This is a genomic window from Flavobacterium luteolum (assembly GCF_027111275.1).
Lineage (GTDB): Bacteria > Bacteroidota > Bacteroidia > Flavobacteriales > Flavobacteriaceae > Flavobacterium > Flavobacterium luteolum.
The window spans coordinates 4675352-4692091 of the sequence record NZ_CP114286.1 but is presented as its reverse complement, the minus strand read 5'-3'; the positions used below and the strand labels follow the sequence as shown (position 1 = coordinate 4692091).

The 16740-nt window shown below is 32.8% G+C and carries 14 protein-coding genes; 5 read left to right on the top strand and 9 right to left on the bottom strand.

Going from position 1 to position 16740, the window contains the following annotated elements:
* Nucleotides 1–9: 9 nt before the first annotated feature.
* Entirely contained in the window at nucleotides 10–921 is a 912-nt protein-coding gene (locus OZP10_RS20035; protein WP_281632449.1) for a PorP/SprF family type IX secretion system membrane protein, read from the bottom strand.
* Between the two features lie 1111 nt (nucleotides 922–2032).
* A complete protein-coding gene (locus tag OZP10_RS20030; RefSeq protein ID WP_281632448.1) occupies nucleotides 2033–2689 on the bottom strand; it encodes an outer membrane beta-barrel protein in 657 nt (218 codons plus the stop codon).
* A 441-nt stretch (nucleotides 2690–3130) separates the two neighbouring features.
* Between OZP10_RS20030 and OZP10_RS20025 the strand changes: the two genes are divergently transcribed.
* From OZP10_RS20025 to OZP10_RS20010, 4 genes are all read left to right on the top strand, one after another.
* On the top strand, nucleotides 3131–4276 hold the full coding sequence (locus OZP10_RS20025) for a hypothetical protein (protein WP_281632447.1): 1146 nt from the start codon (nucleotides 3131–3133) through the stop codon (nucleotides 4274–4276).
* 18 nt (nucleotides 4277–4294) lie between these two features.
* Nucleotides 4295–4789, top strand: coding sequence for a DUF4280 domain-containing protein (locus OZP10_RS20020; protein ID WP_281632446.1), 495 nt, complete (start codon nucleotides 4295–4297; stop codon nucleotides 4787–4789).
* 5 nt (nucleotides 4790–4794) lie between these two features.
* Complete coding sequence (locus tag OZP10_RS20015) at nucleotides 4795–6888, top strand: phospholipase effector Tle1 domain-containing protein (protein WP_281632445.1); 2094 nt, start codon at nucleotides 4795–4797, stop codon at nucleotides 6886–6888.
* Nucleotides 6889–7195: 307 nt separating this feature from the next.
* Complete coding sequence (locus OZP10_RS20010; RefSeq protein WP_281632444.1) at nucleotides 7196–8392, top strand: DUF2931 family protein; 1197 nt, start codon at nucleotides 7196–7198, stop codon at nucleotides 8390–8392.
* Between the two features lie 167 nt (nucleotides 8393–8559).
* Here the strand turns inward: OZP10_RS20010 and OZP10_RS20005 are convergent, their stop codons facing one another.
* Nucleotides 8560–9582 carry an META domain-containing protein gene (locus tag OZP10_RS20005; RefSeq protein WP_281632443.1) on the bottom strand — a complete coding sequence of 341 codons (1023 nt, stop codon included), beginning with the start codon at nucleotides 9580–9582 and terminating at the stop codon, nucleotides 8560–8562.
* 327 nt (nucleotides 9583–9909) lie between these two features.
* Nucleotides 9910–10545, bottom strand: a complete 636-nt coding sequence (locus OZP10_RS20000) for an MEDS domain-containing protein (RefSeq protein WP_281632442.1) — start codon at nucleotides 10543–10545, stop codon at nucleotides 9910–9912.
* A gap of 83 nt (nucleotides 10546–10628) precedes the next feature.
* Here OZP10_RS20000 and OZP10_RS19995 point away from each other — a divergent pair, with 83 nt between their 5' ends.
* Nucleotides 10629–10817 carry a CopG family transcriptional regulator gene (locus OZP10_RS19995; RefSeq protein WP_281632441.1) on the top strand — a complete coding sequence of 63 codons (189 nt, stop codon included), beginning with the start codon at nucleotides 10629–10631 and terminating at the stop codon, nucleotides 10815–10817.
* 86 nt (nucleotides 10818–10903) lie between these two features.
* Here the strand turns inward: OZP10_RS19995 and OZP10_RS19990 are convergent, their stop codons facing one another.
* From OZP10_RS19990 to OZP10_RS19970, 5 genes are all read right to left on the bottom strand, one after another.
* Nucleotides 10904–11602 carry a DUF1826 domain-containing protein gene (locus OZP10_RS19990; protein WP_281632440.1) on the bottom strand — a complete coding sequence of 233 codons (699 nt, stop codon included), beginning with the start codon at nucleotides 11600–11602 and terminating at the stop codon, nucleotides 10904–10906.
* A gap of 213 nt (nucleotides 11603–11815) precedes the next feature.
* Nucleotides 11816–13180 (bottom strand): NAD-dependent succinate-semialdehyde dehydrogenase, encoded by a 1365-nt coding sequence (locus OZP10_RS19985; protein WP_281632439.1) that lies wholly within the window; start codon nucleotides 13178–13180, stop codon nucleotides 11816–11818.
* A gap of 212 nt (nucleotides 13181–13392) precedes the next feature.
* Nucleotides 13393–14820 carry an amino acid permease gene (locus OZP10_RS19980; RefSeq protein WP_281632438.1) on the bottom strand — a complete coding sequence of 476 codons (1428 nt, stop codon included), beginning with the start codon at nucleotides 14818–14820 and terminating at the stop codon, nucleotides 13393–13395.
* Nucleotides 14821–15046: 226 nt separating this feature from the next.
* The gene (locus OZP10_RS19975; RefSeq protein ID WP_281632437.1) at nucleotides 15047–15814 is read right to left on the bottom strand and encodes a lamin tail domain-containing protein; all 768 of its coding nucleotides are present in this window, start codon (nucleotides 15812–15814) and stop codon (nucleotides 15047–15049) included.
* A 10-nt stretch (nucleotides 15815–15824) separates the two neighbouring features.
* Entirely contained in the window at nucleotides 15825–16652 is an 828-nt protein-coding gene (locus OZP10_RS19970; protein WP_281632436.1) for a hypothetical protein, read from the bottom strand.
* Nucleotides 16653–16740: the final 88 nt, after the last annotated feature.

Here is a 16740-nt window from a genome sequence, read left to right as displayed (position 1 = left end):
TACTTTTTTTTAGAAGAAACGAGGAGTTGTGATTTTGCCATTGTTTATGAAGAATTCATAGCGCAGAAATATTTCATGCGAACCAGAATTATAGTTCCTTAATTGGGTGGTTTCTTGATCGTATCCATAGCCAACATATAATCCATCTGTGATTTGAAATCCAGCCATCGCACTCACGGCAGCGTCCCAACGATAGGCAACTCCGAGTGTCAATTTTTCGAAGAATAAAAAATTAGCCGATACATCAACCTGAAGTGGTGCTCCTTCGACCATTTTAGTCAACAGTGCTGGTTTAAATTTTATTTCTTGTGAAAAATTAAAAACATAACCGCCTATCAAGTAGTAATTGATTTTGTCTTTATAAATTGCTACATCATTGTCGTCATATCTGTTGGTCTGAATAAAGTTGGGAACAGACAATCCAATATAAGCTCGATCTGAATGCCAATAAATTCCAGCTCCTACATTTGGAGATACATCGCTGTCTAAGTTTTGAAATTGAGGATCACCTTGATTTTCAGGATTTAGTTTACTTGCATCAAGATTAAAGACATCAACCGAACCTTTTATTCCGAAAGAAAGTTTCCAGGTTTCTGATGTGGGAACAGTATAGGACAAATCTACCGAAAACTCATTCTCATTTGTAGGTCCAATTTTGTCATTGACTAAAGAAGCACCGAGTCCAATATTGCTATTGTTTATCGGAGTATTTACAGAAATTGTATTTGTTTTTGGTGCACCATCTAGCCCTACCCATTGGTCGCGATGCAAAGCAAAAACACTCAAAACGCCACGAGAACCGGCATAGGCAGGATTTATGTTTATTGTGTTGTACATATATTGCGTAAACTGCGCATCTTGCTGTGCATAACTGCCGCAATATCCAAATAGAAATATGTAAAAAAGTAGTTTTTTCCTCATCTTTCAAATTTTTAAATTTAACATTAAGGCATGACGAATTAGTCATAAGAACTGACGTTCTGCAACAAAATCAATAGAATAAATGACTGATTAGTCAAATCAGTTCCAATAGCTTTATTGGAATCTTACAGACTAGACCAAAGGGAAATGATAAAATTTTAGGAGTGTAATATCCGGCTTGGAAAATATAAAGTGAATCAACACTTTATCAAAAGGCTTCAATTGTTTGGCTGATAAAGAATTTTAAACTTTATTAAGCACTTAATGACTTAAAAAAGGCGCAACAAAAAATTGATGACAAACCGAATGAGTTTATCATGAATTGATTTATGATGGGGTAGGCAAAAAATTTGAGGGCAGAAATTCAATTAATAATACACTCATTTTATTGATCAGATAAAATAAGGAAATCTAGTTCTCATATCATTTCTTTTACAATGAGAACTGGTTAACAGCCTGCATTAAAAAAATCAAACAAAATAATTTTAAGATCTCTAAAGATTCAAAATTTTAGTAGTTAATTTACTCGCTCAATCATACTATTATATAAAAATTTCTGGTTACTAAAGTTCAAAAACACAATAATAGTATTAAACCTCTTACAAATCTAAAACTTTTATATTGATAATCAATGATTTAAATTATTTAATTTTACATTTTAACATAAATAATTCTAAATCCAGCTTTTTCTACTTTTACTTTTCCTGAAGATAGCTCTAAAGAAAAAACCAATTTTTAACTCCGTTGGAACAACAAGCACGTAATTCATAGAGCCAAAGAAAGACAATTCTAACTGAAGTTAGAATAATATTTATAGAATTGCATCTTGGTTTACTGGCATGAACCAATAGAGTTTTTACATTTTTTTTAATCAATCCCCAACAGGACATCTAAACCAAATTTACAAAGCCAATGGAAGACAGACATTACTTGTAGTAAGCCAATCTCTTCAAATCATCCAAAAAAGATGTTGTAATTTGTCCTGTCGAGGTCACAAAAAAAACTCTAAATCATTGATTTAGAGTTTTTTTTTTATTTTATTATCTAGCAATATATACCACATTTGTGTTTACAGCCTTAAAAAACTTCTAAGACTTTAATTCACTAGTGATTATTTACTAAAATCATAGCTTAACGAAGCACCAAGTCCGAACTGAAATGTTGATGCATAATCAGTAACTGCCACTGGTCCCCAATAGTAGTCCCAATAGTAATCATATCCAACAGCTGCCGACATAGACTGCAAGTATGCATGAAGATTAATAGACAATGGCGAATCTGTTTTTACTTTCACACCAGCTTTAATCTCCCAAGCAAAATAAGTTCCGTTGCCGCTTCTTGGCGTTTCAAGAATTGAAACTCCTAAACCAGCACCAAGAAATGGAAGCGCTTTTTGAGAGCTTGAGCCAAAATAATACGTGTAATCTGCCAATATGTAATTGATCGCACCTTTATCGTCTCCAGCATTAAGTTGAGTTCCAGGAGAAATAGGGTTACCATTATTTGGCAAAAGAACACTTGTATACAAAGGCATGTGCGTATCTAGCCTGTTATACTTTAATTCGATCGAAGCATTATCCATTATAAAATATTCCAAACCTATTCCGTACTCAAAACCATCTTCTACCTTGGCGTAAGAAGAATCAAAATCTACTCTGTCGGAAAAAGTATATCCTCCGTACAGATTAAGCAAAAATGACTGACTGCTTTGCGCTGACATTGCCAGTGAAAGGAAAAAAAAGAAACCTAATAAATGATACTTTTTCATAATTTAAAATTTTAGTTTGTAATAATGGGAGTTACTATTTTCAAGCCAGTTAGCTTAATTGAAACTAGAGTCTGCATCAATGGCTTATTTATACCCAAAGTTATCTTACAAAAATGATTCTCCGCTAAAATGCCAGCTCAATTATGTTTCATATTATAAAATGAAACCATATTTTATAAAATTTCTGGAAAACTATGTGTGTTATTTAAAAATAAAAGTGCTGTTAAACATGTTTTTTATTTTCGAATATTATTTTATTAGAAAGCAATCAAGAGACATTTATTCCGCACATAACTAACTACTTACAAATAAAAAGATTAGTAATAGCACGAATCATTACCTTTCAGTATTATGTTAAATTGTTGTCTCTAAATTTTTACTTTTTAAAAATGTAAGAAAAATATGTATATTTATGCATTAAATACATTCTAAATATACTTTATGATTATTGGTGAAATTTTAGATAAGCGCGGAGCACTTAAACACTTTACTTACAAGATACAAAAAGGAGATGCTCCAATTTCAGTAGCAGATAAACTTGGAATAACACTCGAAGATCATAATTTTAATTGCATTGAAGATTGTGATGTAATAAACGTTGATTTTCCAAATCATTTAGAATTCCTTCTTTTAAAACCAACAAAACAGGAATCAGATAATGAAAAAGAGAATGTAAAGCCAACCAAAGTAATTTTCGATAATGGTTTCAAAATACCTTTCTATAATGTAAGAGGTAAAAATAGCTATATGGTGCTTCAAACAATTGAAAACAATAAACATATACAAACTATAAAATACAAAGTAAATGTAGAACGCATTACAAAAGATAAAAATGGATACTCTCTATTTGAAATTGATAGAATATCTAAAGTATATTTAAATAATGTTCAAATTGAAGCCCTTACAGATATTATAGCCGAAGAAGTTTCAACTGTTTTGTATCCTTTACTAATTGTGGTTAATCCAGAAGGCAAATGGATCGATATTCATAATTTTAGTGCTATACGAGAACGATGGATTGCCAAAAGAAAAAGTATCTTAGAAAAAAATGAAGGTCTAGCTATACATAAATATTTAGATACGATCGATTCTATATTAAATGAAGAAGAAAACCTACTCCACAATTTATCAGATGATTGGTTTTTAAACGTTTTCTTTAGTGGAATCCATACTACTTACACTTCAGATTTATCTTTCATAACAGAGGCAGATTTTGCCATTGCGCCAAAAAATGATTTTATACCATTCAAGGTAACTCAAAAAATCGATGAGTATCTAAATGATATAAATATGGTCGTAATTGAGAAAAAAGGCACATTATTAAGTACATCAAAAGAAAGCGCTCTTGAAAAAAATACTTTTTCTGGCAACTATCATTCCATTTACCATTTGAATCCAAATACATATAACATCGAGGGCGCAAGCCTGGAATGTGGTATCACTGGTGATCTTACTAAAAAAGCGACAGTCAAAATCTACAATCTCGATGACAAAAAAATTACAGCATCTGAGCAAAATCATGACTTTTTTGTAGGTGAAACGATCAAAAAAGAAAGCTTTTTTAAGGATCTATTTAAACTCCATTAATTAAAATAAGAGAAGATTATGAGCGAAAAACATATTGTTGTAAACGGTGCAACGCTAAAATGTAAGTTTAGTGTAGATCCCAAACTTGATAAATTAAAAGTAAAAACGCAAAATAAACATTATGCAAACGATAAAGATGGCAGTGCAAAACTTATAGCGACAGATAAAGAGATAGGTCAAACTTTAGAAAAAAATACTTTCGGCAAATGCAAAATGCAGCCTAACGGAAGTGGAGATTATTTACCATGTCAAGCTACAATTACCAAATGGAGTGGCTTTTATAAAAAAATAATCTTGTCTAATAATGGTAAGGTATTACTAGAAGACAGTAAAGGAACCTGTCCCATTGGTGGACCTGATTGTATTGAAGTAAAAAATCACGGGCAAATAGCTGAGCCTAGTGAGCAAAATTTCATCAACGCAAATCCTGATGTTCATAATCTAATAAATCCGATGTTTAATATGGGGGAATTTCAAAACGAATTAAACGGAATATCTGAAGCAAAAAAATAATAGTTATGAAATTTTATATCAAAGGAGACTCAAGACCTATAATTGGCAAAAGTATTTATTCGTTAATGTATACAAAAACGGCTAAAGATCAAGAAAAAAAAGGAATGCAATTTTATGTAAATGAAAAAGAGGATAACCATAAAGAAGTAGATGGTTCTAAAATTGTAAAACAACATTGGACGCTTTTAAAAAACGGAAAACCGTTTTTAGATTTAGGCAACGATGGTAGAGTTACTTTTAATCAGGCAAGCATAGGAATCAATTACACAATTGCAGTTACTTTTACCGATATTCACGGAGCAAAAGATACTGTAGAACTTAATGTAACCCCAGTTGCAGGAACACCAAGCATTGAAGAGCTTAAATGGCAAGATCAATACTATCGCGATCTAAACGGTAAAGCGATTGGTTATGCTGACAATGTCCGTTTGTTCGTTCATACGTTAAATATTCCGGCTGGAGACAGACTTCAAGTGACCATTTGGGAGGACGAAGGAACAGACGGACATACTAATAGTTCTCGAAATATGGGAACCTATACCACATCTCCTGTTGACAAATATGGAAAAGCAGAACTATACTTTAACAACATAAAAGTATATCAAAAAATACTGAACGATAAAGATTATAGAGACGAAAACGAACATGAATTTTACGCCCAAGTTAAGCATATAGGCAAAATTGACACCATACAAGACACCATACAGCTTAAGATTATAAATAATCTCAAGAAAACAATTGAACCTCCTAAAAATAATAGTGTTGCAAAAGTTACTGTTCCTGATAAGCAAAAGAAACCTAAGGAAAAAGTAGGTGTAAAAGTAACAGTTAATGTGTTTTTTGATGGTACTTTAAATAATATGAAAAATACTGAAGCCAGATTAGCTTATGAAAAAAAGAAAAAAGGAATAATATTAACTCCTGACGAAGAAATAGCAGCTAAATCTTTTAAGGATAATGATGGGAATGAAAGCAGTTATGATAACTATTTTTCTAATATTGCTATTTTACACAACATAAACACTGCAAAAAACAGTGAAAATAAAGTAAAAGTTTACATCGAAGGAGAAGGTACAAGAAATAATGATAAAGATGATGTAATGGGATATGCTTTTGGAAGCGGTGATAAATCTGGAATTCCTCTTAAAGTTAATAAAGCTTTTATTGAGATAAAGAAAAAAATTGATAAACTCAAAGCAGATAAATTTATACAAGAGAACCAATTTGTAAATGAAATAGATCTAACAGTTTTTGGTTTCAGCCGTGGTGCAGCCGCAGCCAGAAATTTTATATCGCAAAGACGAAAACTACAGGATATGTATAGTTTAGAATCTAGCAAACTTACCATACAGTTTGTTGGATTATTTGATACTGTTTCCTCTTATGAAGTAGAAGGCAACTTTGAAAGATATGGCTCAGCTGCCTCACATAATTTTGATGATGTAGAAGAACTAAAATTAAAATTAGAAGGAAATATTAAAAAAGTGGTACATATTACCGCATCTGATGAATATCGTGAAAATTTTTCTCTTACCAATATTAAAAGTTCGATTAATGCTGGAATTGGCTATGAGCTTTCTATGCCTGGTGTTCATAGTGACATTGGTGGAGGTTACGCCAAAATCGAAAAAGAAGTAAGAAAACTACATTTGGAAAAAGGATTTAAAAACATAAAAGAAACTTTAATAAAAGAAGGATGGTATGATAGAGAACAAATTGTAAGCACAACAACTTCAAGCGATGGATTATCATATACTACACATGTGGCTACTCGAACAATACCTCTATCCTACCAATTTATCTCACTTTCTATAATGGTTAAACTCGCGGAAAATTATAAAATGATGTTTGATAACTCATTAATGCAAAAAGGTAAAAAGGAGACTTACAAAGTACCAGATGACCTCGAAGAAGCAAAGAATTTGCTATTAAATTATGCGATTACAAATGACGGAGCACATAGTAAAGCAGTAACGTTTAAAAATGAAAAATTGCATTTTATACGCAACAAATACCTTCATAGATCAACTTGTGATAGTATGGGAAAAGAAGGCAGGTATGAAGATGGAAAACCATATAGAAAAAAGATTGATGGATAAATATAAACGAGATTTAAATAAAATGTCAGATCAAAATAAAAACAAAATAATATCATTATTTCTAATCTTGCTAATTTCTTTCTTATGTAGTTTTTTTTACTCAAATGATTCGAATGGCGCAAAGTTAATAACAACAATTCCTGTTTTTACAATTTTGTTTTCTTCCTATGTATATGTGTATGGATTAAAAAAAATATTTGCAAAAATTTTATTTATACTTCTTATAATATTAAGTATGATGCTATTATTATTAATCTGTTATACAAATGAATTTGTCAAAGGCATGGGGTCACATTAATCTAAAAACATGAAAATAAACAGTTTAAACAAATTTTACATTTTAATAGTAATACTTCTATTAGCAGTATTACTAAAAGCTGGATATGATATATGCAAGGAAAGAGGCATGCTAATATTTAATAAGGAAAAGAAAAAAGAAATGCTTATAAAAATAGAAAAATTTGAATGGTTGGCTGAAACAAGTGCCGATGAAACTTGTCCTGTTGAGGTTATTTCTGGAAATTTTATTCTATCTGATCACACCGCCGCATGGATACCAAGCGGACAATATCTAAACGATAGTTGGGGAGCTAGCAGCAGCGGTACTATGGTAGTTGGTGATGATAAAAAGAAAATTCCAGAACGCATGCAAATCGCTTGGTTTTCGTATGCTGAAAATAAGTTTTTTTCAGGTGATTTTGAATTGCCTCAAAAAAAAATGTACGATATCTTTAAAAAAGATTATGGAACTACAATTGGTATGGATGGTGTAGAATATAAAAATGAATATAATACACTAACCGTCGCCTTTGCTCCAGAAGGTTTAGTCACTTTATGGATTGGCGGGATTGGTAATAAAGAAATTGGAACATATCAAGGACATGAAACCTTTGACATTGAATGGGGTGATTTCAGTAAAAATTTAGATAGAAAGGAAGTCATAAAAAACTATCAAAAAGATATGCCATCATTTGTTCAGGAAGAAATAGCCAATAATAAAATAAGCAATACATATTTCAAGAATCGTCTTAAAAGATATCACTATAAAATTAGCACCAATAGATCAGACTTTAAAATATACAATTACGATATCTTTTTTATGAATAACGAAGTTATCAGCAACACCAATACTGGTATTGAATTTCTTAACGATACTGTTGTCGGTAAAGCAGTTCCTATAAGTTTTGTGATTTTTGTAGAAGATCAATTCTCAAGACAATTTGAAGTTCGTATTTGGGTTGATTTACTCGACGGTAAAACAGCATATGAGAATGACACTATAAGAGACCCACTTGAGAAACGTAATTTCAACAATCAATTAATGGAGCGCTTTAAAACATTTTTCGATAAAAATGAAAATGTAGAATTGTATATTAAATTCAATAAAGAAATTATAAAAAGCAGCATCAAAAAACCTGTCTATTCTGGCAAAGTATATTTAAAATCCCCAACTTCAGAAATTGAAATACCAAACTCAAAAGTGGAAGTTTATGACGCAGAATAAACAAAATTTAAATTTCCTAGATGTAATTTCTAAAAAAAATCAAAACAATATTTCACTTGAACATTTCTGAAAGTTAATAAAAAAACCAGTGAATTAACTTCACTGGTTTTTTATTTATTCTTTATAGATTATCATCTATTTTAAGATGATAATTTATAAAGCTGTATTTATTTCGTAATGCCAAACATCATGACCAATCTATCGTTAAGATAAAAATTAAGAGTTTGTTCTGCTACATCAAAACGTAAATCTTTATTATTTAAATACGACAACATTTTTTGTTCTGTTTTATTTGCTTCTTCATCAATACATGCCATTCTTGTAGACGCTACTTTATCAAAAGAAATAGTATCACCGTTAGTTTCATAAGTTCCAGAGAAGTTGTTGCAACCTGAATTTCCGCTCACTTTCTTTTCTGCTGGGTTAAACTTAATAGAAGCTTTTCCGTAATCTTGTCCAACATTTTCTAGTGCTATTAGTTTCCAATTGTTTTTTGCAATAAAACTCCACAGTTGGTCTTGAGTTGGTATAGAAAATTCCATAACCACTTTGTTCTTAGAATTTTTAAACTGTACTGTATTGTTTTTCTTTACAATTTTGAACTTTTTATTTGTGATCACAGCGCTAAAATCTTGTTCCAATTTCATGGTTTCACTATCACAAGCCATTAAAGTTCCCATTGGAGAATTGGTCTTAATTTGATTTTTTGAAGAAAGCTTCGTGTATTTTACGTTGAAATTATTACATCCGTTTTTACCGCTTATTGTGCCCGTTTCATCGTTAATGGTGATAAATGCTTTTCCGCTGTTTATCTTTTTCCCGTTTAACTGGGTTAAAATCATTTTGGTATTATAAATTCCTTTTTCCTTAGTTACAGGAGTTTTAGAAATTATACTTTTCAGTTTATACTCGTATGCAGAAGCATCGGCCGGAATAGGTTCTGGTCTTTTAGTTTTCGTAACCAGTATTTCATATCGGTTTCCTTTTTCAAAATTAAAACCTTCAATATGATTATAAAAAAGCTGCCATTCTTTGTCGTTGTCATACTTTACCTGTAGACATTCCATTGGGCCAACACCCGTACATGGCACTTTACTTTCTTTTACAAACATTTTTAAACTTTCCTGACCATATGTAAATGTTGATAATAACACTACAACAAAAACATACATACATTTAAATCTTTTCATTTATTTTAATTTTTTTAGAACACCGATTAAGCGTTCAGATTATTTATGATTTTTTTGCAGGCACGAATTGTGCCACTTTAAAATAAAGAATGTTTTTAACTTTTTTTTATCAGCCCTAAATTTAGCTTTTTCTTTAACAACCAAACTTCTACATACTCATAATCAGTTTGTTTGCATAAATATAACAAAAATTCTACATTCTGTTATGTTTAAGAATATTTTTGTAGGATTTAGGTCTTATTTAGACTTAAAACTGCCATCATCTAAATATTTGACATAGTTTTTAACTCACCGATAAATTAGCCTAACGGAAAAGGAAAATATGATTTAGGATTTAAGCGCATTAGATCGAGAAGAAAGACTAGAAAGCAATTCTAAAGGTTCTACATAATGCGGGTTTTTGCTGATTTTTCCGTCTTTGATTACATAAGGATGTGTAAGCAATATATCTGTAAGTGTATTTGAGCTGAAACTACTTATATCGTACATACAAATTAATGAAACTGAATGTTGTGGAGTCAACAGATTCAGTCTGGCTTCATATTCTAAAAGTTCATCGGTTCCTGGCAGGTTCTTGAGCGCCCAAACCATATCTCCGCAAGCTCTGACACTATCATAACCTGCTCTTGAAGCCGACAGTAAAGTCTGTTCGAGCATTTTGTACATTTTATCTGCAGCGAACTCGCCATCTTTGATATAAGAATTTTCAGAAGCCATCACTTCCAATTGACCGCTAGACAGTTTTTCAGAGATAGAGATTCCATTATCAGCTAGACAACGGCAATGTTCACCATGACGGTTTCCTTCAAGAATGTTGATTACTTTGTCATTGGCCTCCAAACCCTCCAAAATATAAGGAATGATTACTTCATATTGCTGTTCTCTCGAATCGAAAAAACCGCAAATGTGCATTGGAGCCGACAATAATTCTCCGCATACCGAAAAAGGAGTTTGTTTATTCATGTATCAAATATACGCATCTAAATTATATTTTTCGATTTAAATTTTTTGACGTAAACTTACACTGACCTAAAACTTGTATTATTATGACACGGAAAAGTATAACATTAACCACTCCTAATGACGAGTCGTTGAAAAATCAGGCTAATACAGAAGAGTTTTACAGCAAATTTGTAAGAGCTAAATTAGATAAGGGAGAAAAAAGCGGTTTTGCAAAAAAACAAACCAGAGAAGAAATGTTAGCCGAATTTAAAAAAGGGTTGTCCGATGTATAGCTATATCCTTTACATCAATTTCCACTAATACAAAACAGACAACGAAATAATTTATGAGCGATCGGGATTAATACACAACAATTTTCCTAACAAATCAGCAACAACCGATATTCTCCATCATTTTCTACTGGTGCTCTATGAACACAGGGCAATACTTCTTGTTTAGGATGATCTACAGCCAAACGCCAAAGATGTCCTAAGCCTAGATTAATAGGTTCTGCATCTTCGTGCAGCTGATAATGTAAATCAAAATAATTTTCCTTTAAAAAGTCTTCGAACTCAATCTCTGGTCCATCATGAAGCTCTTTTAGCTTTGCTCGAATTTCTGGAATTAAGATTTTTTGTTCTGCCTGCGTATTAGAAACAATATCGCTTGCCGCTCCGTGATAGGTGCATAAAAAAGTATCTGTTGCAATAGGCGAACGGTCTACGTGAAACGAATACACATCGGTAGATATGAAATCAAATTCATCATCACGTTCATAACATTTCAGTAAATTGAGAGAAGGCGAAGCTCCGAAATCGGCTAATAATTGTAAATCGTTTAAGATTATTTCTCTTGCTACATTTCCCTTTTCTGAAAGTTGAAGCGCAATTAAATCTGCGGGAGAAACTTCGGTTATATTTTCTCTTAAACACAACTTGGCAACAATCTCGCTAAAATCGCCATCCAAATTTCTTTGCCAGCAAAGCGCATTCATTTCTCCTTTAAAATTGGTCTGTACAAGTTCAGAGAAAGTAGATACCACCTTAATTTGGTTGCTAGCAGAAAATGTATTATTCATAGTTATTATGCAAAGAAATTAATTATTCTAACCCTTTAAAAAATATATTTTAACACATAGAAACATAGATTTTTGTGTCTAAAAAAGAGAGCAAAAGAAACAAGTTTCAACACATAGACAAACTATGTGCATTAAAATTAGTGAAACGCCTTTTTTTAATCTTTAAAAAACCATGTTTCTATGTGTTAAAAATAATTGCACCTAGCGTGGATTTTAATTTTTATATTTATTTATGTAAACCGTTTTCTTGTTTACAAATTCCTGAATACCATCTTGCGAAAGTTCACGTCCGTATCCAGAATTTTTAGTTCCTCCAAAAGGCAATCTTTGGTCGCTCTTTACGAGTTCGTTTACAAATACTGCTCCTTCATCAAATTTTGGCACTAATCGGACGGCTTTTTCAAAGTCTTCCGTAAAAATTGTAACTCCAAGTCCAAACGGACTGCTATTTGAAAGTTCGACAGCTTCTTCTTCATTTTTAAAAGTCGTAATTCCGATTACGGGACCAAAAATTTCTTCTTTAAAAATAGACATATCTGCAGTAACATTGCCTATAACAGTAGGTTCAAAATAAGCTTTATTTCTTTTACCTCCCAGCAAAACTACCGCGCCTTTTTCTAGTGTCTGCTCAAGCTGTTTTTCGAGTTCTTCGGCAAGATCAACACGAGCCATAGTTCCAATTGTGGTTTCTTCACTTAAAGGATCTCCGTGACGAAGACCTCTAACACCTTCAAGAAAGGCTTTTGTAAATTCTTCGGCAATAGATGATTCTACCAATAAACGCTTTCCTGCAATACAGCTCTGTCCCGCATTCTGAAAACGTGCCTGTACACAAGTTTTTACTGTTTGCTCCAGATTACAGTCTGCAAAAACAACCAATGCATTGCTTCCTCCAAGTTCTAGCACTGTTTTTTTAATTTCGCTTCCAGCAACGGCCGCTACAGCCCTGCCCGCTGCTTCACTTCCGGTAAGTGTGACCGCTTTCACTTTTGGATTTCTAATGATTTCTTCTACCTTTTTGCTACCAATTGGCAGATTAGTAAAACAACCTTTAGGGAAACCTGCTTTTTCGAATATTTTTTCAATACTCATAGCGCACTTCATTACATTGCTGGCATGTTTCAATATTCCGACATTTCCCGCCATCAGCGCAGGCACAGCAAAACGCATAACTTGCCAGAATGGATAATTCCAAGGCATAATAGCCAAAACAACTCCAATTGGTTCATAGCTCACGTAACTCTTATGCGCTTCTGTTTCAATTATTTTATCTGCAAGCATTTCAGAAGCATGCGTCGCGTAAAAATCGCACAAAGCAGCGCATTTTTCTATTTCTGCTATTGACTGAGTAATTGGTTTTCCCATTTCCTGAGTTATAATCTGTGCATATTCGCGAGCGTTTTTTCTGAGTTCCTGACCAGCATTTTTCATCAATATCGAACGTTCAGAAAACGGAACTTCTTTCCATAATTTATATTGCAGATCTGCCTTATCAATTGCATTCTTAATATCTTGACTCTCTAATTCAGCAGATTCGTATACCGTTTCCTGGTTATAAGGATTTATAGACTTTATCATAATTTATATTTTAATCTATTTAATTTAAAGCTATGTAAAAGGTACAATTTATTTTAGTTTTATCAAATAGGGTTATTTTTCTAAACTAGAAAAACAAATTGCAGTAAGCAGAATAAAACTAAACTGTTTTATCATGGCTAGTGAAAAAAAAAAAGCATTGAAAATCATGTCAATGCTGATTTTCAATGCCTAGAATAAAAATACGATTAAAACTACGTATTCTTTGTTTTAAAAACTTTGTAAAATACAAAAAGAATACCCAGCCAAATAGGAATTAATTCTACTGATAATTTCATATTGGTCATCCACATGATACATAAGATACCTAATAAAAATACAAAACAGATGTAATTGCTTACTGGATAAAATATGGATGCAAACTTAGTTTTTGTGTTTTCCTTTTCTTTCGTGCGTCTAAATTGAAGATGTGTATACGAAATCATAACCCAGTTAATAACCAAGCAAGACACTACTAGAGACATTAAAATGCTAAATGCCTCTTCTGGAATTACTTTGTTGATTAAAATACAGATCGCTGCAAAGCATGAAGAAATTAAAATGGCGTTAACAGGTACCGATTGTTTGTTTAGCTTCTTTAAAAACTTAGGAGCACTGCCTTGATCTGCCAAACCAAATAACATTCGTGAGTTGCTGTATACACTACTATTGTAGACAGATAAAGCAGCAGTTAATACAATTAAATTCAATACATTGGCAATTAATCGCGTAAAATATATTTTGTTGCCAAACAGCTCAAATTCCATTCCGTTTAAATTCTGAAAAACCATTACAAACGGACTGCTGTCTGTGGTAATTTGTCGCCAAGGAGACAAAGCAAATAAAATGACCAAAGCACCCACATAAAATATAAGAATTCTATAAATAACCTGATTGGTTGCTTTTGGAATGTTTTTCTCTGGATTCTCGGCCTCGGCGGCGGTAATTCCAATTAGTTCTAAACCTCCAAAAGAGAACATAATTAAAGCCATCGCTGATAATAATCCTTGAAAACTGCCATTTGCCGTTTTTTCGAAGAAACCTTTTGGAAAAAAGCCTCCATCGTTATATAAATTATGAATTGTAGCATGCTCTGCTCCTGTTCCACTTATCAATAAGTAAGTCCCAAAAAGAATCATTGCAATAATGGCAACCACTTTTATGATTGAAAACCAGAATTCTGTTTCTCCGTAAACTTTTACCGAAGCAAAATTTAAAGCATTGATAACTAGAAAGAAAAACAAACTCGATGCCCAAAGCGGAACTTCTGGCCACCAAAACTGCACATAAACGCCAATGGCTGTAAGTTCGGCCATACTGACTAAAATATATAAAATCCAATAATTCCAACCAGATGCAAAACCAGCAAAAGAACCGCAATATTTATAGGCAAAATAGCTAAAACTTCCAGATACTGGTTCTTCGACAACCATTTCTCCAAGCTGTCTCATAATAAAAAAGGCAATGATTCCGGCAATAGCATATCCTAAAATAACAGATGGTCCTGCTAATACAGCTGCTGGACCAATACCAAGGAAAAGCCCTGTTCCTATTGATCCGCCTAAGGCAATTAATTGAATGTGACGGTTAGTCAACCCACGTTTAAGCTGGTTTTCTTCTATAGCTTCATGTTTTTCTTTCACAAATTAGGATTTAAAGGAGTTAAATGTTTTTGGAAATGTATAAACAGCGAAGATAAGTTAAAAATGGAATCGTGCAAAGCCACTTTTTTAAATATTATTTGAATCAAATGCCTAAATCCTCTTTAATTTGTTTTTGCCATTCTTTTAAAGACAATAGAAATAAAAAAAACCGCTAATAGCGGTTTTTTATGATTTTTAAGTGGCATGCATCCTAAAAATATTAATTTCAACGAAGTCCTAGATTAGTGTAATCCCATGTTCTATCTCCAGAAATAGTCCATTCTGAATTGCTGGCAGAAGTTCCTTTCGTAGTAGCCCAATCAGGATTAGGATCTTTTACGGTTCCTTTTCTCCAAAACGTTCTGTTACTTGTGTCTTTAGTTTCTCCTGCAATTGTCCACATAAAATTATTACGGCTACTGTTGCTTCCGCCCGAAGTTACACGCGCTACATTTGGACTACCAAAAGCATCAATAAGACTATAAGATTCTCCGTTTAGAGTATATTTTCCCGCTGCATCCTTTTTTAAAAGAGCAATACCGCTATTTCCGCTTAACTGCAAAGGTTTGCTTGCATCTGCATTTGCACTGCTTGTAGTCCCCCATTCGGTATCACGTTTTACGGCAGTTGTATTTGCCTGCGGCGAAGCAATAACATAACATTTCCCTTTTTCTAACGATCCTGTCAATAATAAATAATTTGCACTGCTGGTAAAGCTCCAATCTGTCAACGTGCTTTCATCTGTTGTAGCCTGATATCCAATAGCATATTTTGACAAATCTATCGTATTTCCTGTACCGTTATACAATTCAACATAGTGATTTCTAACTCCGCCTGCGGTTGCATCTGTATTAATAAATGTTGCAATTTCAGTTATAAGGAGATCTTTTCCTTCGTCTGGTGAAGGCGGTTCTGGTGACGGACCAGAAAAATCAATATTTGAATCGCATCCCGCCAACAATAAGGCAATCGCTAGTATTTTTAGTGCTTTCATAACTGTTAATTTAAAATGAAATTTGTACCGCAAGGTTATTGATCCATGTTGTTTTGTTCTGACCGGCTCCGTTTTGGTCAATATAGGTCGCATTAATTCCAAACTTCAAAGCATTATTCATCATATATTTATTAAATGCCGCGGTATACCAATGTTGCGTCTGAATTATAGATGTTGCTACATCAAACTCAGGCTTAACGTATGAATAACGTCCTTCAAATGCCCAACCATCGTGTGTTACATACGACGATTGAACGTTGATTGCGCTTCCCACACTATATTTTGCAGAAGCATTTTCTGGTGTAAGCCTAACCTCGCCTGCAGTGTCTGTGAATAAATCTTTTCCATGAATAGATCCATCAATGTATTCTCCCACAAAAGCAAAACCATTATACTTAAATATTAAATCCACCACGAATTTATTATAATTTGCAAAAGCTGCTTTACCAGTTTCATCGTAAATCCCTGAAACTGTACCATTTCCTGCACTAATAGAATTACTCGTTTTTACATTATAACTGTCTGCAACTCCAATCGCAAATTTTGGTTTTGGCTCATGATAAATGTCTTGAGATATAAAGGCATTGTTTTTAATAAAATCTCCCAAAGGCATAAAATCAATTCTTCCTCCGTATTTGAAACCAGAATTAGCCACTGGATCAAAGAATCCCTGCCCTTCTCCCGTAGTGATCGATACAGATGGATACAATCTCATTTTATTAATGCTAAAATTGGTTTCAAAATACAAACCGCCTTCTCTTGTTGTGCTTACAAAATTTTGCATTAAACCGCCATATATACTTCCATCATTCGATTTTCCGGATATTGTTGGTGCCATAACCGATGCATAAGACTTAGAAGATATTCAAGTATTAGAAATTCGTAATTACTTGCTAAAACCTAATTCAACAGATACATTCAGTGAT